Origin of the sequence: Agrobacterium sp. D14, assembly GCF_001526505.1 — a bacterium.
In the GTDB taxonomy this organism is placed as follows: Bacteria; Pseudomonadota; Alphaproteobacteria; order Rhizobiales; family Rhizobiaceae; genus Agrobacterium; species Agrobacterium leguminum.
Map to the genome: position 1 here is coordinate 1 of NZ_ASXX01000028.1, position 26,436 is coordinate 26,436.

Here is a 26,436-nt window from a genome sequence, read left to right on the forward strand (position 1 = left end):
CACGGTTGCTTGTCCCGAGCATCTGCTACGTTGCGATTGGCGATACGTTGGCAGATCCTCGGTACAAGACCGAGGATGACGCCGCGTTTGAGGAGAGGTCTGTCGCCTAACCGATAACGTCTGCGGCCATATATGTTTAAACAAAAAACGGGCCCAAAGGCCCGTTCTGCATTCCACCAAAATCCAAACCGATTACTTCGGCCCGATCATGTTTTCCGGGCGCACATACTGGTCGAATTCCTCGTTGGTGAGGTATCCGCCGCCAACGGCCTCGTCGCGCAGCGTCGTGCCGTTCTTGTGCGCGGTCTTGGCGATCTTGGCGCAGATGTCATAGCCGAGCTTGCTGTTGAGGGCCGTCACCAGCATCAGCGAGTTTTCGACGCCCTTCTTGATATTGTCTTCGCGGGCCTCGATGCCGACGACGCAATTGTCGGTGAAGGAGACGGCGGCATCGCCCAGAAGCTGGACCGACTGCAGGAAGTTGTAGGCCATCATCGGGTTATAGACGTTGAGCTCGAAGTGGCCCTGCGAACCGGCGAAGGACAGTGCTGCATTGTTGCCGAAGATGTGGGCGCACACCTGCGTCAGCGCTTCCGACTGGGTGGGGTTGACCTTGCCGGGCATGATCGACGAGCCGGGTTCGTTTTCCGGCAGCGACAATTCGCCGAGACCGGCGCGCGGGCCGGAGCCGAGGAAGCGGATATCGTTGGCGATCTTGAACAGCGCAGCAGCGGCCGCGTTGATCGCGCCATGGGAGAAGACCATGGAATCGTGCGAGGCGAGCGCCTCGAACTTGTTCGGCGCGGTCACGAAGGGCAGGCCGGTGATCTTGGAGATTTCCTCGGCGACCTTTTCGGCGAAGCCGATGGGGGCGTTGAGGCCCGTGCCGACGGCGGTGCCGCCCTGCGCGAGCTTGGAAAGCGCTGGCAGGGTGGTTTCAATGTTGGCGATGGCGGAGGCGACCTGCGCGGCGTAGCCGGAGAATTCCTGGCCGAGTGTCAGCGGCGTTGCATCCTGCGTGTGGGTGCGGCCGATCTTGATGATCTTCTCGAACTGCTTGACCTTGGCTTCCAGCGCCTTGTGCAGGTGCTTGAGGCTCGGCAGCAGGTGATGAACGATCTCTTCCACGCAGGCGATGTGCATCGCCGTCGGATAGGTGTCGTTCGAGGACTGGCTCATATTGACGTGGTCGTTGGGATGAACCGGCTTCTTGGTGCCCATTTCGCCGCCGAGCATCTCGATTGCGCGATTGGAAATCACCTCATTGGCGTTCATGTTGGACTGGGTGCCGGAGCCGGTCTGCCAGACGACGAGCGGGAAATGCTCTGTCAGCTTGCCGTCGATGACTTCCTGGGCGGCGGCGATGATGGCGTCGCCGACCTTGGGGTCGAGGCCTGCCAGCGCCATGTTGGCACGTGCGGCTGCCTGCTTGACGATGCCGAGCGCGCGAACGACAGAGGCGGGCTGCTTTTCCCAGCCGATCTTGAAGTTGCCGAGCGAGCGCTGCGCCTGCGCGCCCCAATAGCGATCGGCCTGAACTTCAATGGGTCCAAATGTATCGGTTTCCGTCCGTGTGGCTGTCATCAATCTTGCCTTTTTACTCGTTTTCCTCCGCCAAAACGGCGCCTTCGCCCGCCTTGCGCGGCCGATATATAGAATCATCGCGCCGGCAATGAAAGCGTTGCAATGCAGCGGAGGCAGATATTTCCCGCCGCGCAAAAGCGATTTCGCCGTATGGCGCTGTGCAGGGTGAAAAAGGCGCCGGCGTGTCATTTTTACTACGACGCGAAATGGCTGGAAAACCGGGCTTTCCGGGGCGCCCGGAAGGTCGCGCGGGGCAGGGCAAAGTGAATGAAATAAATGGAAATTTAACCATTCTCGCCAATTCTGGAAATTACGTTTTTACGGCTTTGGCTGTATCATAAGGTTCATTTCGGCACGGTTGTGGGCTTTTTCGCGTTTTCTTTTCAACGGGCCGTCGATCGGCTAGACAGGCATGAAACTGATGCCCGCCCTTTCGCTGGCGGTGCTGGGTGCTACGAGGATCAAATTGCAAGTCACATCTGGAAAAACATCGGCAGCACTGGTGCTGGCTCTCGGTCTTTCCGTTTCCACCGCTCTTCCCGGCAGCGCCGGTGCGGTAACGCTGATGGACCTCCTGCGCGGCGGCCCCGGCAAGATCGCGCGTGATCGCGGTGAGTTGCCGCCGGCCGGCATCGTCACCTCGCCCCCCGGATCGAGTGCCGGCCAAAGTGCGGATGCTTCCGATCCCGAGCCGCTGCCGCGTGTTTCCGGCCCGCGCTATTACGACTACAAGGCGGATACGGCCCGTGCGGTGAACACGGCGAATTTCGGTGAAGGCCTTGCCAATCTGAAGTTCAGCGCCACCCCCGAGATCGCCAAGGCGCTGGAAGCCTATTACGGCGCCGGCGGCAAGACGCTCTGGGTTTCGGAAGGCGAGCTGACCGCGCGCGCCAATGCTGTCATCGCCTTTCTCGAGACGGTCGGTGAAAGCGGCCTCGATCCGGCCGATTACAGCATTTCGCCACCGGCAAAGGATGTGACGGCCAGCATCGGCAACGCTTCCGGTTCGGCTGCGACCGGTACACCGGTGGAGACGGCCTCGGCGCCCGTGTCCGACGCCTATCAGCGGGCGCAGATGCAGTTCGAGCTGGCGCTTTCCGCCAAGGTTCTCGCCTATGTGCAGGATACGGCCCGTGGTCGTGTCGATCCGAACCGGCTCTCCGGCTATCACGATTTCAAGCGCAAGACGGTGAACCTCGCACCCGTGCTGAAGCTTGCGGGTCTGAGCCCCGATGTCGCCGCCTATCTGCGCAGCCGCGAACCGTCTAGCGCCGAATATCTGGCGCTGAAGGCGGAGCTTGCCCGCCTGCGCGGCGAAGGCGATGCGGCGCATGTCGTCCGCGTTCCCGCCGATCTGGTGCTGAAGCCCGGCAACAGCAGCGCGGATATGGCCAATGTCGTCAAAGCCATCGAACATCGCGCTTCGCCCGCCTTCAAGGCCGAACATGCCGCGACCATTTCCGCTTACCAGCAGACCCCGGACTATACGCCCGATCTCGTCGATCTGGTGAAGGCGTTCCAGAGCGAAAACGGCCTGAAGCCCGATGGCGTGATCGGCCGCGCCACCGTGCGCGCCATGGTCGGCGAAAGCAATGACGCGAAGATCGCCAAGGTGCAGGTGGCCATGGAGCAGGTCCGCTGGCTGCCGGCCGATCTCGGCCAGCGTTATGTCTTCATCAACCAGCCCGCCTTCATGGCCTATTACCACAATGACGGCCAGGAACAGTTCGGCATGAAGGTGGTCGTCGGCTCCAAGGCCAACCAGACCTATTTCTTCCAGGACGAAATCCAGACCGTCGAGTTCAACCCCTATTGGGGCGTGCCGCAGTCGATCATCGTCAACGAGATGCTGCCGAAGCTGCGCCGCGATCCGTCCTATCTCGACCGGCTGGGTTATGAGGTGCAGGTGGGCGGTCGTGCCGTCTCCTCCACCAGCGTCAACTGGTATGGCTCCACCAACGCCGTTTCCGTGCGCCAGCCGCCGAGCAGCGACAATGCGCTGGGTGACCTGAAAATCCTGTTCCCCAATGCGCATGCCATCTACATGCATGACACGCCGGCCAAGAGCTTCTTCAACCGCGACATGCGGGCGCTGAGCCACGGCTGTATCCGTCTGGTCGATCCGCGCCGCATGGCCGCCGCCGTTCTCGGCACCAGCGTCGACAAGGTCGGAGAGCAGATCGCATCCGGCAAGAACCGCGCCGTGCAGGTGCCGGAGAAGGTTCCGGTCTACGTGGCCTATTTCACCGCCTGGCCGGACAAGGACGGCAAGGTGCAGTTCTTCGACGATGTCTATGATCGCGACAGCTATGTGCAGAAGGCGTTCGCCGTGACGACGAAGGCGCGGGCCGCGTCGATCTGATTTGGATAGCATCAAGAAAAAAAGCGCCGGAGACGGCGCTTTTTTGTTTGAAGGAAAGGCCTGCCCAATTTGTTTGGTGCTGGAGTCCGCCTGCTACATTTGGCGTCAACGGCAACACCGTACTCCGTCACCCCGGACCTGATCCGGGGTCCAGCGCGATCGAGTCCTTGATCGCAAAAGAGTCTTTTCACCGCGCAGACGCGCCGTGGCTGGATGCCGGATCTAGTCCGGCATGACGGAAGAGAGGTTGTTCAGCTCTCATTGACGTCGGAATCGCTGTTCCCTGGCGCTTTACTTGTCTGGTCCAGCCTCTCAGGCAGCCGCTGCACCCTTCGCAACCAGTTCTTCGAACAGCGCCGGCGTCAATTCAGTGAAATCGTCGATCACGACATCCGGTTCGAGTTCCACCATCGGCACATCCGAATAACCGAAGGTCACGCCGATCGACGGCACAGCGGCGTTCTTGGCAGCGAGAATGTCGTTGATGCTGTCGCCGACCATGATGGAGCGCTGGATATCGCCGCCGGCTTTTTCGATGGTGCCGAGAATATGGCGGGCATCCGGCTTGCGGAAGGAGAAGGTGTCGCCGCAGGTGATGGCGGCGAAATAGCGTGTCAGACCGAGTTCTTCGAGCAGCGGCAGAGCGAGGATTTCAGTCTTGTTGGTGCAGACGGCAAGCGTGATGCCGGCTTCCGAGAGCGCATCCAACGTGTTGATGATGCCGGGATAGGGGCGGCTCTCGCCGGGCATTTCGGCGCGGTAATGGGTGATGAAGCGCTCATAGAGCGGCTCGATTTCGGCTTCCGGCAGTTCCGTCTCGCGAAGCGCGAAGGCGCGCTTGATCATGACCCGCGCGCCCTGGCCGACGAGGTGGGTCAGGTCGTCATAGGTGACGGGAGCAAGCCCGGCTGCGGCAATGGTGTGGTTGAGGCTCGAGACCAGATCGGCGGCGGTATCGACCAGCGTGCCGTCGAGATCGAAAATGGCGAGCGGGGAGAGCGGGCGGGATGTCACGGGAACTGGCCTCTCGGGAATGCGTGTAACTGATGTATCGGTGCTTTCATTCACGCCAAGCCTAGGCAAACGGGCCTGTCTTTGCAACCGCGTCACAACGTTCTGTTCGTTGGCTTGAAAAAGGCTTTCGTTTGGCTTTCGACCCGTGTAAACAGCACGGCGACGACAAAGTTACCGGAGTTTCAGGCACATGGATGCCCGCCAGATGAAGATCAAGGCCGCCGAGGCCGCATTGTCCCACGTGCAGGATGGGATGCGGCTCGGTATCGGCACGGGTTCGACGGCCGAGGAATTCGTCAGGCTGCTGGCCGAAAAGGTCGCCGCCGGTCTGAAGGTCGAGGGCGTGCCGACATCCGAGCGCACCGCGCGCCTGTGCGTCGAGCTTGGCGTGCCGCTGAAATCCCTCGACGAGTTGCCGGAACTGGATCTGACCATCGACGGTGCGGATGAGGTCGATCATGCGCTGCGTCTCGTCAAGGGCGGCGGCGGCGCGCTGCTGCGCGAAAAGATCGTTGCGGCGGCATCCGCCCGCATGATCGTGATCGCCGACCAGAGCAAGGTGGTGGAGACGCTGGGCGCCTTTCCGCTGCCCATCGAAATCAACCCGTTCGGCCAGGTGGCGACGCGTATCGCCATCGAAAAACTGGCGTCGCGTTCCGGGCTTTCCGGCACGCTGACGATGCGTTCTTCCGGCGACGGCGCCTTCATGACCGATGGCGGACACCTTATTCTCGACGCATCTTTTGGCCGTATTCCTGATGCAGAAGCGCTAGCACGCGAGCTGAACACGATTCCCGGTGTCGTCGAGCACGGACTTTTCATAAATTTGGCATCGCTTGCCATTATCGCGGGTCCTGAAGGCGCCCGCGTGATGCAGGCAGTATAACAGGAGCGAGATTTTCATGGTCAAACTAGCGGGACTGGGCAAAGCTGCCGCTGCTTCGATCCTCATTTCCGGCATCGTGTTCGGTACTGCCGCACGCGCGCAGGAAATTTCGGAAGCGCATATCGCTGCCGCACGGCAGGCGATCACCTCTCTTGGCGTTACCGACCGTTTCGACGACATTCTGCCGGGTCTGGCGGAGCGTCTGAAGGCCGAACTCATTCAGGCTTCGCCGAACGTTCAGGATGCGATCACCGAGACCGTCGATGCGAAGGCTCTCGAGCTTGCGCCGCGCCGCGCCGATCTGGAGCGCGAAGCAGCGCTCACCTATGCGCGCGCCTTCACCGTTGAAGAGCTGAACGCTATTTCCACCTTCTACAGCAGCGAAGCCGGTAAGAAGCTCCTGAAGGACGGCCCGATCGCCACGCGCGAACTGATGAAGGCCGCCGACATCTGGGCCGCCGGCATCAACCGCGACCTCAACGCTTCCAGCATGTCGGAACTGCAGAAGGTTGCCGGCGCCGATCTGAAGCCGCTTCCGGCCGATCAGAACGCCACCGGTGGCGCTCCGGCTGCTCCCAAGCCCTGATTGAACAGGGAGAGCATCGGGCCGGAACGTGTGAAGCGGTTTCCGGAAAATCCGACGCTCGGGCAAAAAGGCCTACCTTCAGAAATATTCAAAGCCCGGCCGCAAGACCGGGCTTTTCATTTGTGCGTCGCAGCACCTATATGTGCCGTGAATGCGCCGCCGCCCGTCTCGAGGCTGATGGCGGCGGTTTTGATCAGGGGTTTTGACTATGACAGCTTATGACTACGATCTTTTCGTCATCGGTGGCGGTTCCGGCGGCGTGCGCAGCGGCCGCGTGGCGGCCTCGCTCGGCAAGCGCGTGGGGATTGCTGAAGAATACCGCTATGGCGGAACCTGCGTCATTCGCGGCTGCGTGCCGAAGAAGCTGTTCGTTTATGCCTCGCAATTCCCTGAGCATTTCGAGGATTCGGAAGGATTCGGCTGGAGCGTCGGCGAGCGCAGCTTCGACTGGAAGAAGCTGATCGCGGCCAAGGACAAGGAAATCACCCGTCTCGAAGGGCTCTACCGCAAGGGTCTGGAAAACGCCAAGGCCGATATTTTCGACAGCCGGGCGGAACTGGTCGACGCCCATACCGTGAAGCTGACGAAAACCGGCGAGACCTTCACCGCCGAGCGTATCGTGATTGCCGTCGGCGGCACGCCGAACGAGCACAAGGCGCTGCCCGGCCATGAGCTGACGATCTCGTCCAACGAGGCTTTCGACCTGGCAGAGCTGCCGAAGTCGATCCTGATCGCCGGCGGCGGTTATATCGCGGTCGAATTCGCCAATATCTTCCATGGGCTCGGCGTCGAAACGACCCTGATCTATCGCGGCAAGGAAATCCTGTCGCGTTTCGATCAGGACATGCGCAAGGGTCTGCACGAGGCCATGGAAGCCAAGGGCATCAGGATCCTGCTCGGCGATGTCATCGAAGAAGTGACGAAGGGTGAGGGCGCATTGCAGGCCCGCACCAAGAACCATGGCACGCTTGCCGTCGAGACGGTGATGCTGGCGCTCGGGCGCGATCCGAATACGAAAGGTCTCGGTCTCGAAAATGCCGGTGTGAAGCTCGATGCGCGGGGCGCGATCGTCGTCGATGATTATTCGCGCACCAACGTCCCGAATATCTTCGCTTTGGGCGACGTCACCGACCGGGTACAGCTGACTCCGGTGGCGATCCATGAGGCCATGTGCTTCATCGAAACCGAATACAAGAACAACCCGACCAAGCCGGATCATGAGCTGATCGCGACGGCGGTGTTCTCGCAGCCGGAAATCGGCACCGTCGGTCTTTCGGAAGAGGAAGCCGGCAAGAAATATCCGGAACTGGAAGTTTATCGCGCCCAGTTCCGGCCGATGAAGGCGACACTTTCCGGCCGTCAGGAAAAGACGATCATGAAGCTGATCGTCAATGCCGCCGACCGCAAGGTTGTCGGCGCGCATATTCTTGGCCATGAGGCGGGCGAGATGGCGCAGCTTCTCGGCATCACGCTGAAAGCCGGCTGCACCAAGGATGATTTCGACCGCACCATGGCGGTTCATCCGACGGCGGCCGAAGAGCTGGTGACGATGTATTCGCCGAGCTATCGCGTCGTGAATGGCGAGCGTGTGTAACGCCGGTACAGGCGTGATATAATCGCCGCCCACATCAGCCTGCCGCCCTTTGAAAGCGAAGTTTTCGAAGGGCGGCGGGGTTGTTAAATCGTTTGAATTGACTTTTGTGCGTCTGGAGCGCTCAAAACGGGCAGAATGAGCCGGATGGTTCAGGGATCGGCTATGCAAAGCCGATGCTTGGAGCTATAAGCCGCTCAATTTTTCGAGGCGGCCGCGCGACGTCGCGCGGGCGAGAAAAGGGTGAGAACATGGCACAGAATTGGACCCCCGGCAGCTGGCGGCAGAAACCGATCCAGCAGGTTCCCGAATATCCGGATGCGGCAGCGCTTGCGGCAACGGAAGCCACGCTTGCGACCTATCCGCCCCTGGTCTTTGCCGGTGAAGCCCGCCGCCTGAAGAAGCAGCTCGCCAATGTGGCGGAAGGCAACGCCTTCCTGCTGCAGGGCGGGGATTGCGCCGAAAGCTTCGCCGAACATGGCGCGGACAATATCCGCGACTTCTTCCGCGCATTCCTGCAGATGGCCGTCGTGCTGACCTATGGCGCGCAGCTGCCCGTCGTGAAGGTCGGCCGCATTGCCGGTCAGTTCGCCAAGCCGCGTTCTTCCAACGTGGAAGCGCAGGATGGCGTGACGCTGCCGTCTTACCGCGGCGACATCATCAACGGCATCGAATTCAACGAGGTCTCGCGCATTCCGAACCCGGAGCGCCAGCTCGACGCCTACCGCCAGTCGGCGGCGACGCTGAACCTGCTCCGCGCTTTCGCGATGGGCGGTTACGCCAACCTTGAAAACGTTCACCAGTGGATGCTCGGCTTCATCAAGGACAGCCCGCAGGCGGACCGTTACCGCAAGCTGGCCGACCGGATTTCCGAAACCATGGATTTCATGAAGGCGATCGGGATCACGGCGGAGAGCAATCCGAGCCTGCGCGAGACCGACTTCTTCACCAGCCATGAGGCGCTGCTTCTCGGTTACGAAGAGGCGCTCACCCGCGTCGATTCCACCTCCGGCGACTGGTACGCCACCTCGGGCCACATGATCTGGATCGGCGACCGCACGCGCCAGCTCGACCATGCGCATGTGGAATATTTCCGCGGCATCAAGAACCCGATCGGCCTGAAATGCGGCCCGTCGCTGACGCCCGACAATCTGATCGAGCTGATCGATGCGCTGAACCCGGCGAACGAGGCCGGACGCCTGACGCTGATTTGCCGTTTCGGCCATGACAAGGTGGCGGACAGCCTGCCGAAGCTCATCCGCGCTGTCGAGAAGGAAGGCCGCAAGGTCGTCTGGTCCTGCGATCCGATGCATGGCAACACGATCACGCTCAACCACTACAAGACACGTCCGTTCGAGCGCATCCTGTCGGAAGTCGAAAGCTTCTTCCAGATCCATCGCGCCGAAGGCACGCATCCGGGCGGCATCCATATCGAGATGACCGGCAAGGACGTGACGGAATGCACGGGCGGCGCGCGCGCCGTGACGGCGGATTCGCTGTCCGACCGTTACCACACCCATTGCGATCCGCGCCTCAATGCCGATCAGGCTCTGGAACTGGCGTTCCTGCTGTCCGAGCGCATGAAGAGCGGCCGCGATGAGAAGCGTCTGGCAATCGCCAACGCCTGATCTGACACCATAAACAAAAAAGCCGCCGGGAGACCTTCCGGCGGCTTTTTCATGCGCGGCGCTGAATTATTGCACCAGCGCCGGCTGCTGGCAGCGAACATCCGTGACACGCACATCGGCTTCGCCGATCTTGACGCCGAGAACCAGAAGCACGTTGTAGAGCAGCTGATCGACCGGAGCGGTGACTGCCGCAAGCGTGTTGGCAAGCGCCGACTGAATGCCCGCCAGGCCTCCCAAATCCAGGTTGAGGAAGAGAAGCCTGATATCCAGGTTGAGGTTTTTCAGCAGTGAACTGACAAGAGTGGTGACGGTGTCTTTGGTGGAGACACTCTTGATCTTGGCCTGGGTAATATCGGACTGCGTGAAGGTCAGCTTGGTCTTGGTCATATTGGTGGCATTGATGAGGGCGCTGCCATTGATGGCGAGCAGCGCCGAGTCCACGATTGCGGCCTTGGTGACGCGCGGGTCCCTGCCGAAATTGGCAAAGGCCGTGGTATCGACATTGCCAAGGGCGATTTCGACGACGCCGGGTACGACCTCGACATCGACGGTGCCCTGTCCGCCGCCCGTGCAGCGAATATCGGCAAGCCGCGCTTCGGCATGGGCGACTTCCACATAAAGCGGGAGATTGACCTTGAGGCCGGCAATGGCCTGAAGCCCGTCCACCACGACACTGACCGCAAGACGGGTCTGTGCGGTGCGCACCACGGTGCCCTGACCGCCGACGGCAAGCGACGGCGTTTCGACCGGCGGTTCACCGATGGCGAGCGTTGCCTTGACCGAGGCGAGACCGAGAAGATTGGCGTTGATATTAAGCCCCAGCTGGTTGCCGCCATTGCCCGCCACGGCGGCGGCATTGATGAGATCGAAGACGCCGGCGGTGACCTTGAGGTTTTCGCCCGTACCGATCAGCTTGTCCGAGAACGGGCCGAGATTGAGGATCTCCTCGAGCTTGATCTTGACGTTGCTCTTGTTGACGGTTTTTTGCAGCGTATTCAAAATGTTGACGACCGCCGGCTGCAATCCCGTGGTTTTCGTCAGCACGTCGAGGAATTTTCCGTAGCTGATCTCCGTTTTCAGAACATCCTTATAGGTGCCGGCGGTGAGGTTGAGATCGATGGCCAGCGCCTCGACGATCTTCAGCGCATTGACATCGGCGGCGAGAAGCGCCTGATAATCCATGAGTTTCAATGAAACCGTGGTGCCGAGCAGACCGCCGAGCAGGCTGTTGAGAATTCCCTCATCGAGGCTGGCGAGCCGCGATCCCACCGAAAATGCCGCGATCCTTTGGGACGAGGCCGTTCCGACCGCCGAGACCTTTGGCGGCTTGGTGAAGGCGGAAGCGAAGAATATCTGGCCCTGTTCGACGATGTTCACCTTTATCGCATTGGTGGGCAGGGCATTATCGACGAAACGCTGGCCGACCGGGATTGTCGCATCCGGCTCGTAATGACCCTTGATGACCTCGGCATAACCCTTGCTGTTGGCGAATTCATTCAGCGGGTCGAAGGGTTGCAGGCCCTTTTCGGTCAAAAGTCCCTGCGCCGTCCTGACACCGAGATCCATGCCATTGAGGGCGAAATATTGCTGAACCGCCTTTTCGGCGTCCGTGGCGTTGGCTGCCGCCGATATGGCCGCGAGATCGGCGGTCTGCTGCAATTGCCGTTTCTGCAATGTCAGATAACCGTAGTCGACGCCGAGCGCCAATATGCCGATGAAGAGCGGTGCGGTGAGCCCCGCCGAAATGGCGATGTTGCCCGTTTTATTCTTGAGGAAGCGGGGAAGCAGGGAATGAATATCTCGCATGTCATGCTCCTCCGATCCGGATGGTGGAAAAACGCCGGATGACCGGCTCGGGCAGGGTGTAGCTGTAGAGGCTCCAGATCGGCAGATCGCGGGCGTCATATTCGACCTTCACCGTGAACTGGTTGGCATTGGCGGGATCCGTGGCGACATCGACGGTGAAGCGGCTCTTGTCCATGAAGGCGTAGCTGAGGTCGCTTTTGGTGACGAAATCCCGGGCAAGCTGCTGGCGCTCGGTCGTGTTGAGGCCGGCAACCGCCGTCCGCGCCGCGTCGGCGGCGATCTGCTGCACCGAATAGGCCGCCATCAGATAAATGCCATAGGCGATCATGGTGAGCAGGACGAGAAAGAATATCGGTGCGACGATGGCGAACTCGACAGCAGACGAGCCAGATCTATCGCGAAAGAAACGCACTCCATTAAACATAAAGCACCCCCGTTCCTTCAGGCATCAAGGTTCGATGCCTTGATTTATTATTTTCGGAAATGCTAATTTATAGGTGTTAATTTTGTGTTGATGCCGCTCCTATGGGTTGCAGCTCTTCTTAAACTTTCGCGTCTACTTCAGATCAGCCGAAGGCCTTTGAAACTGGCGTGGCCGTCCTTGCCGATGATGATGTGGTCGTGGACGGTGATGCCGAGCGGCTTTGCCGTATCGATGATGGTCTTGGTCATCTCGATATCGGCGCGCGAAGGGGTTGGGTCTCCACTTGGATGATTGTGTATTAAAATCAAAGCGGTAGATGAAAGTTCAAGGGCGCGGCGCACGACTTCGCGCGGGTAGACCGGCGTGTGATCCACGGTTCCCTGACCCTGCACCTCATCGGCGATCAGGACGTTGCGCTTGTCGAGGAACAGGACGCGGAACTGTTCGCGCGTTTCATGGGCCATGGCGGCGTGGCAATAATCGATGACCGAGGACCAGGAGCCGAGCACCTGCTTGTTGCGGATCTCGCTTTTCAGCATGCGCTGGGAAACGGAGGCGACGAGCTTCAGATCGAGCGCCACGGTTTCGCCCACGCCCTTCACCTCCTGCAACAACGGCAAGGGCGCGCCAAGCACGCTGCCAAGCGTTCCGAAACGGGCGATCAGGGCCTTGGCGATGGGTTTGGTATCGCGCCGCGGGATCAGCCGGAAGAGAAGAAGCTCCAGCAATTCGTAATCGGCGAGCGCCGCGTCGCCGCCATCGCGATAACGCGCCCGCAGCCGGTCGCGATGTCCATGATAATGGGCGGCATCCGTTTCCTGTTCGACCATGGCTGCCGGCCTTTTCGCGCCGCTTCGCGATTCGGCAAAAAAACCGCGCTCATCCGCTCCGTTGAACAGATCGCCTTCGCCCGCCTGAAAGCCGGGAGTTTTGGAAAGATCGGCGGAAGGCGGGGCGGGGCGTTTTGCCATAGGCGGGTCTGGCCTTATGCGGGGGGAAGCGGCGGCAGGCCCGGACGGTCGAAGCCGCCGGGCGACAGTGTGAAGATTTCGCAGCCGGTGGCCGTGACGCCGACGGCATGTTCATATTGCGCGGAGAGCGACCGGTCGCGCGTTACCGCCGTCCAGCCGTCGGAAAGCACCTTCACATGCGGTTTGCCGAGATTGATCATCGGCTCGATGGTGAAGATCATGCCTTCGCGGATTTCCGGCCCTTCGTCCGGGCGGCCGTAATGCAGGATGTTCGGCGTGTCGTGGAACAGGCGTCCGACGCCATGGCCGCAGAAATCGCGCACGACAGAGCAGCGCTCGGCTTCCGCATAGGCCTGGATCGCCGCGCCGATTGCGCCGGTGCGCACGCCGGGCTTCACCGCCGCGATGCCGCGCAACAGGCATTCATAGGTCACTTCCATCAGCCGCTCGGCGGCGCGCTTGATCTGGCCGACCGGATACATGCGGCTCGAATCGCCATGCCAGCCATCCAGCACATAGGTCACGTCGATATTGACGATATCGCCTTCGCGCAGCGGCTTCGCATCCGGAATGCCGTGGCAGACGACGTGGTTGATCGACGTGCAGACGGATTTGGTATAGCCGCGATAATTCAGCGTCGCCGGCAGCGCGCCGTGGTCGGCGCCGAATTCGAAGACGAAACGATCGATGGCGTCGGTCGTCACGCCCGGCTTGACGATTGCGGCGAGTTCATCGAGGCAACGCGCCGTCAGCTGGCACGCATTGCGCATCCCGTCGAAGTCCTCAGGGGTATAGAGGCGGATGACGCCGGTATTCTTGAGGGGGGCGGAGGCTGCGTCGATATAGGTGACCATCTTGGTGCTTTCTGTCTCTTTACGTCCCTGTTCATAAAACAGCCGGACGCCATTCGTCCATCTTAACCGTTCCGCTGACCGAAATTTGTGCCGGGGAGACCGTGCATTTCACCGCATAGGCCTCCACGCCGCGCGCCATGGCCCGCTGAAACGCCAGCGCATAGACCGGATCGAGATCGTCGCAGATGCGCATCCGGTCGCAATCGTCGCGCTGGATGAGATAGAGCATCACCGAACGGTAACCTGCTTCCGCAGCGTCACCCAGTTCCTCCAGATGTTTCGCGCCGCGTTTGGTGGCGGTATCGGGAAATTCGGCGAGGCCTTGTTCGCGCATGAAATGCACGTTCTTGACTTCCACATAGGCATCCGGCCGTCCGGGCTCGGACAGCAGGAAATCGATGCGGGAATTGCGGCCGTATTTCTGTTCGCGCCGGATCGTCGAATAGCCGGCAAGTTCCGGAATACGGCCGTTCAGGATCGCTTCTTCCGCCAGCCGGTTCGGCATGCCGGTATTGATGCCGACCGTGGTGCCATCGGCCTCGACCATTTCCAGCATGTGCCGGTACTTGCGGGTCGGGCTGTCATGTTCCGACAGCCATATGCGGGAGCCCGGAGTCGTGAGCCCGCGCATGGAGCCGGTATTGGGGCAGGAGCCGGTGATCGCGGTGCCGTCTTCCAGAATGGCGTCGAACAGGAAGCGCTTGTAGCGGGCGATCAGCGTGGCGGGAGTAAGCGGGGGCGTGAAGAACATGTAGCCTGAAAGATGTTAGGTGATTGAACTGGTCATGAAAGGACATAGGTTCCCGGCGCATCGCCGAGCACGGGGCGCTTGCCGTCTTCCGGTTTTCGCGCCTTTACCTTCTCGCCATCCTGGCTTTCGATCCAGTTCTGCCAGTGCACCCACCAGGAGCCCTTGTGCGGGGTGGCGGCGGCCTGCCAGCCGTCGAAGTCGCCGGCCGGTGACGGGCCTGTCCAATATTGGTATTTTTCGAGCTGCGGCGGATTGATGACGCCGGCTATGTGGCCGGATGCGCCGAGCACGAATTCCACCGGCCCGCCGAACAGGGCGGCACCGGTGAAGACCGATTTCGCCGGGGCGATATGGTCGTCGCGGGTGGCGAGATCATAGACGGGGATTTTGATATCGCCGAGATTGATCCGCTTGCCGGCGACCCGCATCAGCCCGCGGGCGAGATTGTTTTCGAGGTAACAATTGCGCAGATAAAAAGAGTGACTGGCGGCCGTCACCCGGGTCGAATCGGAGTTCCAGTAGAGCAGGTCGAAGGGCAGGGGCTCGGCGCCGCGCAGATAATTATCGACCACATAGGGCCAGATGAGATCGGAGGCGCGCAGCATGTTGAAGACGGTCGCCATGATCGAACCGTCGAGATAACCGACCGCCTGCATGTGCTTGTCCAGTGCCGCAAGCTGGCCTTCGTCTATGAAGACCTTGAGATCGCCGGCATGGATGAAATCGGTCTGGGCGGCCAGCAGCGTGGCGCTGCGGATGCGCTCATCGCCTTGCTGCGCATGCAGCGCCAGCGCCGAGGATAAAAGCGTGCCGCCGACGCAATAACCGATGGCGTTGATTTCTTTTTCGCCGGTCCGTTCCTCGATGGTATCGAGCGCAAAATCGATGCCTTCGCGGACGTAATCATCCCAGCCCTTGTCGGCGAGGCGGGCATCCGGGTTGATCCAGGAGACCATGAAGACGCTGTGGCCCTGCTCGAGGCACCAGCCGACGAAGGATTTCTGTGGGTTGAGATCGAGGATGTAGAATTTGTTGATCCATGGCGGCACGATCAACAAAGGCCGTTTGAAGGCCTTCTGCGTCGTCGGCGCATAATGGATGATTTCGCAGAGCGGGCTTTTTGCCACCACTTTGCCCGGCGTGACGCCGATATTCTGGCCGATGACGAATTTGCTGTAATCGGTCTGGCGCAGTTTCAGGTGGCCGTTGCCGGCCGCGACATCCTCCGCCAGCTGCGCCATGCCCTTGACGAGATTGGCGCCGCTGGAGGCGACCGTCTCGCGGAAGACCTGCGGATTGGTGAAGACGAAATTGGCCGGCGAAAGGGCCTCCGTCACCTGGCGCATGTAAAACAGCGCCTTGGTGCGGGTATGTTCGTCCAGCCCGTCTGCCTCCGTCACCATCCGGTCGGCGAAACCGATGGTGGTCTGGTAGGCTTTCAGGAGAAAATCGAAGAACGGATTGGCCTGCCAGTCGGCATCGGCAAAGCGCCTGCTCCTGCGTTCCGCAGGGCCGCTTTCGGCGGGTTTTTCCGGGGCCGAATCGGCATCGCCGGAAAACTGCGCCACCGATTTCGCCCAGAGATCGTAATAGCTGGAAAGCAGATGGGTCTGCGCCTCGAGCGAGCGCTTCGGTTCGGCCATCCAGTATTCGGCGACATCGGAGAGCGTCTTGACGAGATCGGTTACCGGATCGGCGCTGGTCTCAAGGATCTCACCGCGTTCGCGCGGCGCCAGCCACTCGGATGCGGCCTTGCCGAGATTTTCAAGCGCACGGGCGATATTGATCGCGAAGGTTTCCGGGTCGCGGATCAGGTAGGCCTCGGCGGAGCTGGCGTCGAAGCCGGGCGTTTTGCCGCCCTTTTTCTCACCGCCGCCGTCAACACCTGCCATGCACCATCCTCCACCAAATTTGTGTTTGCACATTCTGCATGAAAACGAATACAAGTTCCACCAGCAAGGGGAGGCTGCAAAGGGCCGAACCGTGGTCGAATTCGATATCGGCAGATATCCTTACAGGCGGAACATGACGATGGGCAAGCACATGGGCACATGGGGAACATATGCGGAAAATGCGGCAAGAATCGCTGTGCTTTCGCTCTCCGGCGCAATGCTCGCCGCCACACTCGCCGCCTGCAAGGCTCCGGAGCCGATCGTCGCGCCCGCTCATATGCGCCGCCCGACGGCCGAAATCGTCGGTCCGCGCCCGGTCAGCGACACTGCGGTTAGCCAGAAGCGCGACACCGGCACCTATCCGACCTTCTCGCAGCCGCTGACGGCCGCAGGCACTCAGATGGGCGAGGATGAGGCCTCCACCATGGAATCGAGCCTGTCGCGGCTCGGTGCGGCACGGCGCAACGGCCAGATTTCGGAAGCCGAATACAAGCGCCGCGTGGCGGAGCTGCGGGCGCTTGCCGAAAACCAGAAGCCGGTTGCGACACCTGCCGCCTCGCAGTGAGATCACGCCGCGCAGTTTGCGCGGTCTCAGCGACGGACCAGATTATCTTTGATTGACAAAACATGCCCCCAAACGCGCCATTCCATATGGAGCGAGCGGGTGCCTCTGTTTCTTCTCCCCGCCGGGGAGAAGAAACAAGCGGGGATGCCGAACTTGCTATAGCGACAATCACGGCTGAAGGTCCTGTCGGCCCGGCAATCATAACCTCTTCTTTACCCTGCCTCTGAACTTTCCGCTTACCCAAGATGTTAAGCGGATGGATGCGGTTTGCCGCTTATGATGCGGCCATAACAAACAGGCCGCTGAAAAAGCGGGGCACGGGGTGAAATATCATGAAATGCATCGCCGCTTTGCTGGTTCTTGCCGGTTTTGCGCTCGCACCCGCTCAGGCGCGGGCGCCGCACATCAATTTCGGGACACCTGCACTGCAGGGGCAGTGAGAGGGCGAATTCCGTCAGTCGTTGCCGGCGGCTTCGCTCAGCACGTCGAGATCGGGCACGGTGATGTGGCGATTGTTCTCGATGCGGATAATGCCTTCCTTGCGCAGCTTGGTCATTTGCCGGCTAACGGTCTCGATGGTGAGCCCGAGGAAGTCGGCGATATCGGCGCGTGAAAGCGGCAGGTCGAAACAGGATTTGTCGTCGTTTTCCGGGTCGATATGGGTGGCGATCATGTAAAGGAAGCTGGCAACCTTTTCCTGCGCCGATTTACGCCCCAGCGTCAGCATCCAGTCGCGCGCCTCGTCCAGTTCCTTCAGGGACTGGCTGTGGAGCTTGCGTTCCATATCGGGCACTTCGGAAACCATCCGGTCGACGACGCGGCGCGGGAAGAGACAAATTTCCACATCGGTTGCGGCTTCCGCCGTCATCTTGCTTTCCGCCATGAAGGGGCGGCCGAGAAAGTCCGGTGCGAATTGCAGGCCGACGATCTGCTGGCGGCCGTCCGACATCATTTTCGACAGCTTCACCACGCCGTTCAGGATATTGCCGTAGGAGGTGACGAGTTCGCCCTGGCCAAGAAGCTCGTTGCCCGCTTCCAGTTTCTTGCGGCTGGAGTGGCGGTTCAGCTCGCAAAGCTGCTGCGGCGTCAGGCTGCTGCAAAGCCCGCCATGGCGCGCCTCGCAGGAGCGACAAACGACGGGTTCTTCCGAATTGTGGATGGTCTTCTGCAGCGTGTCCATAAGCCTTTTCCAATGCTGGCTTTTTCAGGACGATTGCGACCGTGGGTGTCAAATCCGGTCTCATGCAAGGCTTTCGCCACGTAGCCGTCGCCCCTGCGTCTACTTTAGCAAGAACTTACGGTGCAATTTGATTGAAGTCAAAGTTGCAAACTGTCGCAGCCGTTACTGAAAGAGAGGAAATCGACATTTTCTTGATAAAAGGCAAATCGGGCGATGAATACCGAACTTCTTCACAAATATTCGGGTGCAGTGCCGCGTTACACGAGCTATCCGACCGCGCCGCATTTCCACGAGGGAATCGATAATGGCGCCTATCGCCGCTGGCTCGGCGCGCTCGGTCACAGGAATCGCCTGTCACTTTATCTGCATATTCCCTATTGCGACCGGCTTTGCTGGTTCTGCGCCTGCCACACCAAGCACACGCTGAAATACGAGCCGATTGCCGTTTATCTTGAAGCACTTAAGCAGGAGATCGAAGCCGTCGGCGCACTTGTTTCGCCGGATGCGGTGGTGAGTGCCGTGCATTTCGGCGGCGGCTCGCCCACCATGTTGAAGCCGGAGGACATGCAGAGCCTGATGGACTGTCTGCGGCGTCATTTCACCTTCGGCCTCGCACCCGAGATCAGCGTCGAGATGGACCCCAACGATCTGGATGACAGCCGCTACGATGCGCTTGCCGCCATCGGCATGTCGCGGGCGAGCCTCGGGGTGCAGGACTTCGATGACAAAGTGCAAAAAACCATCAATCGCATCCAGTCCTTCGAACAGACGAAATCCGTCGTGGATGCGGTGCGGGCGAGGGGCGTTCACTCGGTCAATTGCGACATTCTTTATGGGTTGCCGTTCCAGACCTGCGGGACATTGGAAAAGACGGTGAACCAGATCGTGTCGCTCGACCCCGATCGCATCGCGCTTTTTGGTTATGCGCATGTTCCGTGGATGAAAAAACACCAGTCGCTGATCCCGGAGCATGCCCTGCCGGATATTGCCGAGCGCTACCGCCAGATGACGATGGCGGCGGAGATGCTGAAACAGGCGGGTTACGAGGCCATAGGCATCGATCACTTCGCCAAGCCGACCGATACATTATGTCAGGCCGCCGAAGCGGGCGCCCTGCGGCGGAATTTTCAGGGCTATACGACCGACACGGCCGATGCGCTGATCGGGCTTGGCGCATCGTCCATCGGCAGGCTGCCGCAGGGCTATGTGCAGAACATGGTGGCGACGGGGGAATATCAGCGGATGGTGGGCGAGGGCGGTCTTGCCGCCGTCAAGGGCATAGAGCTGTCGCAGGACGATCATCTGCGCTCGCATGTCATCGAAAGGCTGATGTGCGATTTCGCTATCGATCTTTCGCAGTTGCAGCATCGTTTCGGCAAGGTCAGCCATTCCGTGAGAGCCCAGGCGCAGCATTTTGCCGCAAGCGACAGGGACGGTGTGGTGCGGATGGACGCCGATATTTTTGCGGTGACGGAGGCTGGAAAGCCCTTCGTGCGTAACATCGCGGCAATCTTCGACACCTATCTCGGCAATGGACGCGGCCGTCATTCGGTTGCTGTTTAGGCAACAGTTTTGGGGCAAATTTCAAAGTTACGTCACGAAACCATTGGCTTTTTTGTGCGACTTGCCTATGTGGTGCGTCAGACAGGATAATTCATACGAACGACAATAAGGATTATGGGCGTGACAGCTACATTCGACAAGGTTGCCGACATTATCGCCGAAACCAGCGAAATCGACCGCGAAACCATTACGCCGGAGAGCCACACGATCGACGATCTGGGCATCGACAGCCTCGACTTTCTTGATATCGTTTTCGCGATCGACAAGGAATTCGGCATCAAGATTCCGCTCGAGCAGTGGACGCAGGAAGTCAACGAAGGCAAGGTTTCCACCGAAGAATATTTCGTGCTGAAAAACCTCTGCGCCAAGATCGACGAATTGCGCGCAGCCAAGGGCTGAGGTGATGATGCCCGCTTCGAGCGGGCATTTTCTTTTGATGCCGCCTGTGCGGAAACCATAAACCGACCAGAAACGGGCCGGACAGATGCTGCTTGAATATTTTCAGATGATCGACAAGGTCGAGGCCGTGGACATGACGACGCGCACGTTGAAGGCGCAGTCTGTCGTTCCCGATAAAAGCCCGGTTTTCGAGGGACATTTTCCCGGTATGCCGCTGGTTCCGGGCGTGCTTCTGATCGAGACCATGGCGCAGGCTTCCGGCATGATGGTTCTGGCCTTCAGCGATTTTTCGGCCATGCCGTTTCTGATGTCGGTGGATGGTGCCAAGATGCGCACCTTCGTGGAGCCGGGCGCGGTTCTCGACATCGAGGCGGTGCTGGAGCATGACGGTTCCGGCTTTGCCGTTACCAAGGCGAAGATCACCTCGGATGGCAAGAAGGTCTGCGACGCGCAGCTTAAGCTCAGGACCATGCCTTTCAGCGAAATCCCGCTTGGGCCTATCGTCAAGAAGCGGGCCGAGGAAGTCGGCCTGATGGCGGCGATTGCCGCGGATGCGCAGAAATAAGCGTTTCCGTCCGTTTCGAAGGAGAGCGTTTTCCCGCCGGCCCGGTTTTTGAGCACGAAAATCGTGGGCTCGCGACGGCGGATCAGGCCTTCACCATTGCCAATCCGCATCGCGCGCTTTATTCCGCAATGCATGAAGTGGTTGTTCGCGACCGCTGTTGGATAGCCGTGACCGTTTCGACGGGGCCGGCTGCAAAGGATGACAGACGATGAAATCTGACAATGATGTGGTGATAACAGGGGTCGGCATCGTGACCTGTCACGGCGTCGGCAGCCAGGCGCATGTGGCGCTTCTTTCGGGAACCGCCGTGCCGGAGCCGGTGGTCGAGACCGAAAAGTTCAAGCCCTATCCGGTCCATCCCATGCCGGAGATCGACTGGTCCGCGCAGATCGCCAAGCGCGGCGACCAGCGCCAGATGGAAAACTGGCAGCGCCTCGGCGTTTTCGCCGCCGGTCTCGCACTCGACGATGCCGGGCTGAAGGAAGATGCCGAAGCCTGCGCCACCATGGACATGATCGTCGCCGCCGGCGGCGGTGAGCGCGATATCAATGTCGATACGCTGATCGTCGACGAAGCGCTGAAGCGCAATGACCGCGAAAAGCTGCTCAACGAGAAGCTGACGACCGAGCTGCGCCCGACGCTGTTTCTCGCCCAGCTTTCCAACTTGATGGCCGGCAATATTTCCATCGTGCACAAGGTCACCGGCTCTTCCCGCACCTTCATGGGCGAGGAAGCGGCCGGCATTTCCGCCGTCGAAACCGCATTTCACCGCATCCGCTCCGGCGAATCGAGCCATGCGCTGGTGGGCGGCGCTTTCTCGGCGGAACGTCCCGACATGATCCTGCTGTTTGAGGCCATCGGCGCGCATGCGCAGGGCGGCTGGCAGCCGCTGTGGTCGCGCGAAGGCCAGGACGGCGGCGGCATGGTTTCCGGTTCGCTCGGAGCCTTCCTGGTGCTGGAATCGCGCAAGCACGCCAGCGAGCGCGGCGCGCGCATTTATGCCCGCATCGACGCCATCGAGGGCGACCGCGGCAGCCGTGACGAAGGCAAGATGGAAAAGCGCATGGAGCGGCTGCTTGCCCCCGCCAGGGACAGCGCGGCGACCGTCGTGTTTTCCGGCGCGAGCGGTTATGACGGCGTGACGGCCCGCGAGAAGGATATTCTCGAAAAGGCCCTGCCGAATGCCGTCATTCGCGGTTTTGGCGGCGTCACCGGTCATGGGCTGGAAGCACAGTTCCCGCTCGGGCTGGCGCTTGCCGCGCTGACGCTTGAAAGCGGCGCGAAGGTGCCTACCTTCGATGCGGCTGAGGAAAAGCCCATGGGCGAGGCGGCCAGCGAAGCCGTCGTCACCACCGTCGGCCATGTGCGCGGCGAAGGTGTCGCCGTTCTGTCCCGCGACGTTTGAGGAGAAAGACCATGACTTCCAATTTCAGGGATCATCTCGGTCGTCCCATCGTCGCCGTCACCGGCATGGGCATCATCACCTCGCTCGGGCAGGGGCTTGCCGATAACTGGGCGGCGCTGACATCGGGCAAATCGGGCATTCACAAGATCACCCGTTTCCCGACCGAGGGGCTTTCGACTCGCATCAGCGGCACGGTGGATTTCATCGATATCCCGGTTCCGAATTCCGTCGAGCGTTCCTATGCCTTCGCGCGCGAGACCACCATCGAGGCACTGGCGCAGGCCGGTATCTCCGGCGATTTCGACGGCCCGCTGTTTCTCGCAGCGCCGCCTATCGAGCCGGAATGGAGCGCCCGTTTCGAGCTTGCCGACCGGTCTCCGCCGGCCGCCCAGCCGGGTGACGCCTATGAGCGGTTCCTGACGGCCTTCCGCCAGCGTCCCGACCCGGCATTCCAGGAAGCCGCCCTGTTCGGCGCGATTTCCGAGCGTCTGTCCGACCGTTTTGGCACGCGCGGCCTGCCTGTCACGCTGTCTACGGCCTGTGCATCCGGCGCGACCGCGATCCAGCTCGGCGTCGAGGCGATCCGCCAGGGACGCACCGAGCGGGCGCTGACGGTTGCGACCGATGGTTCGGTCAGCGCCGAGGCGCTCATTCGCTTCTCGCTTCTTTCCGCGCTTTCGACGCAGAACGACCCGCCGGAAAAGGCCTCCAAGCCATTCAGCAAGGATCGCGACGGTTTCGTGATCGCAGAAGGTGCAGCGACGCTGGTGCTGGAATCGCTCGAAGCCGCGGTTGCACGCGGTGCGAAGGTGCTCGGCATAATCAAGGGTGCGGGCGAGAAGGCTGATAGCTTCCACCGCACGCGGTCTTCGCCCGATGGCGGCCCGGCGATTGCGACGATCCGTGCGGCACTCGCCGATGCGGGCGTGGCCGAAAGCGATATCGGTTACATCAACGCCCACGGCACTTCGACGCCGGAAAACGACAAGATGGAATATGGCTCTATGCTGGCCGTCTTCGGCGAAGGCCTGAAGAACATTCCGCTGTCGTCCAACAAGTCGATGATCGGCCATACCCTGACCGCCGCAGGCGCCGTGGAAGCGGTGTTCTCGCTGCAGACCATGCTGACCGGCACGCTGCCGCCGACGATCAACTACAACAATCCCGATCCGACCATCACGCTCGACGTGGTGCCGAATGTGAAGCGGGATGCTCAGGTGAGTGCGGTTCTGTCCAACTCCTTCGGGTTCGGCGGGCAGAATGCAAGCCTTGTCATGACGCGGGAACCGGCTTAACCGGTTTCGCCATCAACAGGAGCGTTTCCGGGGCAATTGCGGAAACGCTCTCGCTTCTTTGATTACGCATTCCGGCCGCAAAACCGTTACAGAGGTTTGTTGGAATAGCTTTTTAGATAAACGCCCCTGGGCGAAGGACTGATATATGCGCGCTCTTCAACTCGTGGACGACCGGAAGCTCGAAAAAGTGGACCTGCCTGAACCGGATGCGCCGGCGCCGGGCGAGGTGACGCTGCGTGTCAAGGCGGTTGCGCTCAACCACATCGACGTATGGGGCTGGCGCGGCATGGCTTTTGCCAAGCGCAAGATGCCGCTGACCATCGGTGCCGAGGCTTCGGGCGTGGTGGAAGCCATCGGTCCGGGCGTTTCGAACGTGCTGCCCGGCCAACTCGTGTCGATCTACGGCGCGCGCACCTGCGGGCTGTGCAAGCCGTGTCGCGAAGGCCGTGACAATCTGTGCGAACATGTTCAGGGCGTGCACGGTTTCCATCTCGACGGTTTCGCGCAGGAAAAGATCAATATTCCCGCCCGCCAGCTGGTGCCCGCGCCGCATGGCGTCGATGCCGTTGCTGCGGCTCTCGCACCGGTGACCTTCGGCACCGTCGAGCATATGCTGTTCGACAATGCCAAGCTGGAGTCCGGCGAAACCATCCTCATCCATGCCGGCGGTTCCGGCATCGGCACGGCGGCGATCCAGCTTGCCAAGAAGATGGGCTGCACCGTCATCACCACTGTCGGTTCCGACGACAAGATCGAACGGGCGAAGGCGCTGGGCGCCGACCACGTCATCAACTACCGGACCGACCGTTTCGAAGGCGTCGTGCGCAAGCTGACGAAAAAGAAGGGCGTCGACGTCGTGTTCGAACATGTCGGCAAGGACACCTGGGCGGGTTCGATGTTCTCGCTGAAGCGCGGCGGCCGTCTCGTCACCTGCGGCTCCACGTCGGGCGTTTCCACCGATATCAACCTGATGATGCTGTTCCAGCAGCAGCTGAAGCTGCTCGGCTCCTTCGGCTGCCGCATGGAAAACATGGCCAACGCCATGCAGAAGATGGCGCGCGGCATCGTTCATCCCGTCATCGACACCGAAGTGACCTTCGACGATATCGACCGGGCGCTGGAGCGCATGGAGACGCGCCAGGTGTTCGGCAAGATCGTTCTGCGAATGGACTGAGCATCTTGAAGCTGTTCCTGACACGGATTGTCCTGAAACTGGACCACTTCCGGCAGTGGCTGATTGCGACATTCGCCTTCGGCCTTCTCAACCTGCTGAAGCTTTTTCCCGCCGATGCGGGCATTCGCGCCGCCGACCGGCTGGCGCGCTGGGTGGGGCCGAAAACCGGCCGCCACAGGCTGATGCTCCATAATCTGGCGCGCGCCTTTCCGGAGAAATCCGAGGAGGAGCGGCTTGAGATCGCCATGGATAGCTGGGCCAATATGGGCCGGCTTGCGGCGGAGTATGTGTTTCTCGACCGGCTGTTCGATTTCGATCCGGAAAAGAACGAACCGGGCCGCATCGAGGTCGAGGGCATTCCGACCTTCCTCGAGCTGCGCGACAATCCGCGGCCCTTCATCGTCTTTACCGCCCATAGCGGCAATTTCGAATTGCTGCCGGTGGCCGGCTCGGCTTTCGGTCTCGATGTAACGGTGCTGTTCCGTCCGCCGAACAATCCTTTCGTGGCGGACAAGGTGTTCAATTTCCGCAAGGAGCGCATGGGCAATCTCGTGCCGTCGCACGCCGGTTCCTCTTTCGCGCTTGCGCGGCAGCTGGAAAAGGGCGGCGGTGTCGGCGTGCTCGTCGACCAGAAGTTCGGCAAGGGTCTGACGACGAAGTTCTTCGGCCTTGAAGTCCGCACCAATCCGCTGCTTGCCAAGCTGGTGCGGCAGTTCAACTGCGATGTCTATCCGGCCCGTTGCGTGCGTCTTCCCGACAATCGCTACAGGCTGGAAATAGAGCCCAAGGTTGAAATTCCGCGCGATGAGAAGGGCAATGTCGACATTCAGGCGACGGCGCAGCTTCTGAACGACAAGGTGGAAAGCTGGGTGCGCGAATACCCCGGACAATGGCTGTGGTATCACGACCGCTGGGACGTGAAGCACCAGATTTGAGGTGACTGCCGTGCGGCCGGATTTTCCGCGATTTTCACGAAATTCGGCCGGGAAACCGTGCGTTTCGGTGTTTTTCCATATTAGCGGAACCTCATTTTTCGTTCATGGATTATCGAAATTGAAAAATTGGCGGCTGCTGTGATATTTTGGACAACAATCCTCGCGGCGTTCCTGCGTTTCGTTACGTCATTTTTAAGCGCAAAGACGCTATAATCAGGGGGCAAAGGGTTAATCCGTTCGCATTGGGAACCGGGTTATGCCCGTTCAGGGAGAGTTGGGTTGAAAGATTTGATTGAGTTGTTCTGGCTGCGTTATACGGAACTGCAATCTGCCGTTGGTAAAAACGAAGCCGACAAGATCGCAGTGCTGGAGCGTGAACTGGAGCAGCTTCTCGAGCGGGTCGTCGGGCGTCAGACTGAAAACTCCGAGGATATTCGCGAACAGTTCCGTTTCGCCATCGACCTCCTGAACCACGAGGCGGAGGATCTCGGCTGCGTGCAGCGCAATTCCGAGCTTCTGAGAACCCTGGTCGACCGTTATGTTGGCATGCCGCCTAAGGCCAAGGTCATCGGTGACGAGGACGAGGACACCCTGGAATGGCATCACCGCCATCTGATCCTCGATGAGGACATGCTCAACGATCTGGACGAGCCGGTGGTCATCGTTTCTCCCGGCTACCGCGTGTCCTTTGCCAATGCGCTTGACGCTTTCCAGCGCAATGCGCCGGAAGGGCTCGTCGGCTGCCACATTGCCGAACTCGTCGGCGTCCACCGCTTCCAGAACGACCTTCGGGAAAAACTCGACAATTGCTTCAAGGGCGATACGTCGAAATATACCTATGCGGAAGATCAGAACGGCCGGACCATCGTGAAGTCGCTGGAAATGTCCCCCTGCTATTCCTCCGCCTACAAGCTCGTGGGCGCCATGGTGGTGATCCGGGAAATTGCCGATCGCAGACGTCGCGCCACGGCGTGACGGCGGGCGCCGGTCTCTGACGACACTCTCC

The 26,436-nt window shown here is 60.5% G+C and carries 23 protein-coding genes; 14 read left to right on the forward strand and 9 right to left on the reverse strand.

Going from position 1 to position 26,436, the window contains the following annotated elements; genetic code table 11:
• Window positions 1–192: 192 nt before the first annotated feature.
• Window positions 193–1,584 carry a class II fumarate hydratase gene (gene fumC, locus L901_RS16320; RefSeq protein WP_035223240.1) on the reverse strand — a complete coding sequence of 464 codons (1,392 nt, stop codon included), beginning with the start codon at window positions 1,582–1,584 and terminating at the stop codon, window positions 193–195.
• A 502-nt stretch (window positions 1,585–2,086) separates the two neighbouring features.
• Here fumC and L901_RS16325 point away from each other — a divergent pair.
• Window positions 2,087–3,946, forward strand: a complete 1,860-nt coding sequence (locus L901_RS16325) for a murein L,D-transpeptidase (RefSeq protein ID WP_059758674.1) — start codon at window positions 2,087–2,089, stop codon at window positions 3,944–3,946.
• Between the two features lie 312 nt (window positions 3,947–4,258).
• Here the strand turns inward: L901_RS16325 and L901_RS16330 are convergent, their stop codons facing one another.
• The gene (locus tag L901_RS16330; RefSeq protein ID WP_020811185.1) at window positions 4,259–4,960 is read right to left on the reverse strand and encodes a phosphoglycolate phosphatase; all 702 of its coding nucleotides are present in this window, start codon (window positions 4,958–4,960) and stop codon (window positions 4,259–4,261) included.
• Between the two features lie 190 nt (window positions 4,961–5,150).
• Between L901_RS16330 and rpiA the strand changes: the two genes are divergently transcribed.
• The 4 genes from rpiA (at window position 5,151) to L901_RS16350 (ending at window position 9,651) form a co-directional block, all read left to right on the forward strand.
• A complete protein-coding gene (gene rpiA / locus L901_RS16335; protein WP_003524809.1) occupies window positions 5,151–5,846 on the forward strand; it encodes a ribose-5-phosphate isomerase RpiA in 696 nt (231 codons plus the stop codon).
• Window positions 5,847–5,862: 16 nt separating this feature from the next.
• Window positions 5,863–6,432, forward strand: a complete 570-nt coding sequence (locus L901_RS16340; RefSeq protein WP_003524811.1) for a DUF2059 domain-containing protein — start codon at window positions 5,863–5,865, stop codon at window positions 6,430–6,432.
• A gap of 208 nt (window positions 6,433–6,640) precedes the next feature.
• On the forward strand, window positions 6,641–8,026 hold the full coding sequence (gene gor, locus L901_RS16345; protein ID WP_059758676.1) for a glutathione-disulfide reductase: 1,386 nt from the start codon (window positions 6,641–6,643) through the stop codon (window positions 8,024–8,026).
• A 248-nt stretch (window positions 8,027–8,274) separates the two neighbouring features.
• Window positions 8,275–9,651, forward strand: a complete 1,377-nt coding sequence (locus L901_RS16350; protein WP_059758679.1) for a class II 3-deoxy-7-phosphoheptulonate synthase — start codon at window positions 8,275–8,277, stop codon at window positions 9,649–9,651.
• A gap of 66 nt (window positions 9,652–9,717) precedes the next feature.
• Here the strand turns inward: L901_RS16350 and L901_RS16355 are convergent, their stop codons facing one another.
• From L901_RS16355 to L901_RS16380, 6 genes are all read right to left on the reverse strand, one after another.
• A complete protein-coding gene (locus L901_RS16355; protein WP_059758681.1) occupies window positions 9,718–11,457 on the reverse strand; it encodes a TadG family pilus assembly protein in 1,740 nt (579 codons plus the stop codon).
• Between the two features lies 1 nt (window position 11,458).
• A complete protein-coding gene (locus tag L901_RS16360) occupies window positions 11,459–11,881 on the reverse strand; it encodes a TadE/TadG family type IV pilus assembly protein (protein ID WP_003524819.1) in 423 nt (140 codons plus the stop codon).
• Window positions 11,882–12,018: 137 nt separating this feature from the next.
• Window positions 12,019–12,852, reverse strand: a complete 834-nt coding sequence (gene radC / locus L901_RS16365) for a DNA repair protein RadC (RefSeq protein WP_059758684.1) — start codon at window positions 12,850–12,852, stop codon at window positions 12,019–12,021.
• Window positions 12,853–12,866: 14 nt separating this feature from the next.
• Window positions 12,867–13,706, reverse strand: a complete 840-nt coding sequence (gene map, locus L901_RS16370; RefSeq protein ID WP_059758686.1) for a type I methionyl aminopeptidase — start codon at window positions 13,704–13,706, stop codon at window positions 12,867–12,869.
• 31 nt (window positions 13,707–13,737) lie between these two features.
• The gene (sfsA, locus tag L901_RS16375) at window positions 13,738–14,457 is read right to left on the reverse strand and encodes a DNA/RNA nuclease SfsA (protein ID WP_059758689.1); all 720 of its coding nucleotides are present in this window, start codon (window positions 14,455–14,457) and stop codon (window positions 13,738–13,740) included.
• A gap of 32 nt (window positions 14,458–14,489) precedes the next feature.
• Window positions 14,490–16,349: an alpha/beta hydrolase gene (locus L901_RS16380; protein ID WP_059758693.1), complete on the reverse strand. Its 1,860-nt coding sequence runs from the start codon at window positions 16,347–16,349 to the stop codon at window positions 14,490–14,492.
• Window positions 16,350–16,374: 25 nt separating this feature from the next.
• On the opposite strand from L901_RS16380, the gene L901_RS16385 reads away from it, so the two are divergent.
• Window positions 16,375–16,914: a hypothetical protein gene (locus L901_RS16385; RefSeq protein ID WP_003524833.1), complete on the forward strand. Its 540-nt coding sequence runs from the start codon at window positions 16,375–16,377 to the stop codon at window positions 16,912–16,914.
• Between the two features lie 454 nt (window positions 16,915–17,368).
• Here L901_RS16385 and fnrN read toward each other — a convergent pair whose 3' ends face one another.
• Window positions 17,369–18,094 carry a transcriptional regulator FnrN gene (gene fnrN, locus L901_RS16390; RefSeq protein WP_059758696.1) on the reverse strand — a complete coding sequence of 242 codons (726 nt, stop codon included), beginning with the start codon at window positions 18,092–18,094 and terminating at the stop codon, window positions 17,369–17,371.
• 213 nt (window positions 18,095–18,307) lie between these two features.
• Between fnrN and hemN the strand changes: the two genes are divergently transcribed.
• The 8 genes from hemN (at window position 18,308) to L901_RS16430 (ending at window position 26,405) form a co-directional block, all read left to right on the forward strand.
• A complete protein-coding gene (hemN, locus tag L901_RS16395) occupies window positions 18,308–19,657 on the forward strand; it encodes an oxygen-independent coproporphyrinogen III oxidase (RefSeq protein ID WP_059758699.1) in 1,350 nt (449 codons plus the stop codon).
• A gap of 114 nt (window positions 19,658–19,771) precedes the next feature.
• Window positions 19,772–20,056 (forward strand): acyl carrier protein, encoded by a 285-nt coding sequence (locus L901_RS16400; protein ID WP_003495848.1) that lies wholly within the window; start codon window positions 19,772–19,774, stop codon window positions 20,054–20,056.
• A gap of 85 nt (window positions 20,057–20,141) precedes the next feature.
• Window positions 20,142–20,621: a 3-hydroxyacyl-ACP dehydratase FabZ family protein gene (locus L901_RS16405; RefSeq protein ID WP_059758702.1), complete on the forward strand. Its 480-nt coding sequence runs from the start codon at window positions 20,142–20,144 to the stop codon at window positions 20,619–20,621.
• Between the two features lie 208 nt (window positions 20,622–20,829).
• Window positions 20,830–22,026, forward strand: coding sequence for a beta-ketoacyl-ACP synthase (locus L901_RS16410; protein ID WP_059758704.1), 1,197 nt, complete (start codon window positions 20,830–20,832; stop codon window positions 22,024–22,026).
• Window positions 22,027–22,037: 11 nt separating this feature from the next.
• Window positions 22,038–23,321: a beta-ketoacyl-ACP synthase gene (locus L901_RS16415; protein ID WP_059758707.1), complete on the forward strand. Its 1,284-nt coding sequence runs from the start codon at window positions 22,038–22,040 to the stop codon at window positions 23,319–23,321.
• A gap of 145 nt (window positions 23,322–23,466) precedes the next feature.
• Complete coding sequence (locus L901_RS16420) at window positions 23,467–24,495, forward strand: zinc-binding dehydrogenase (protein ID WP_059758710.1); 1,029 nt, start codon at window positions 23,467–23,469, stop codon at window positions 24,493–24,495.
• Window positions 24,496–24,500: 5 nt separating this feature from the next.
• Complete coding sequence (locus L901_RS16425) at window positions 24,501–25,430, forward strand: lipid A biosynthesis lauroyl acyltransferase (RefSeq protein ID WP_059758713.1); 930 nt, start codon at window positions 24,501–24,503, stop codon at window positions 25,428–25,430.
• A gap of 279 nt (window positions 25,431–25,709) precedes the next feature.
• Window positions 25,710–26,405 (forward strand): hypothetical protein, encoded by a 696-nt coding sequence (locus tag L901_RS16430; protein ID WP_020810296.1) that lies wholly within the window; start codon window positions 25,710–25,712, stop codon window positions 26,403–26,405.
• The last annotated feature ends 31 nt before the right edge of the window (window positions 26,406–26,436 follow it).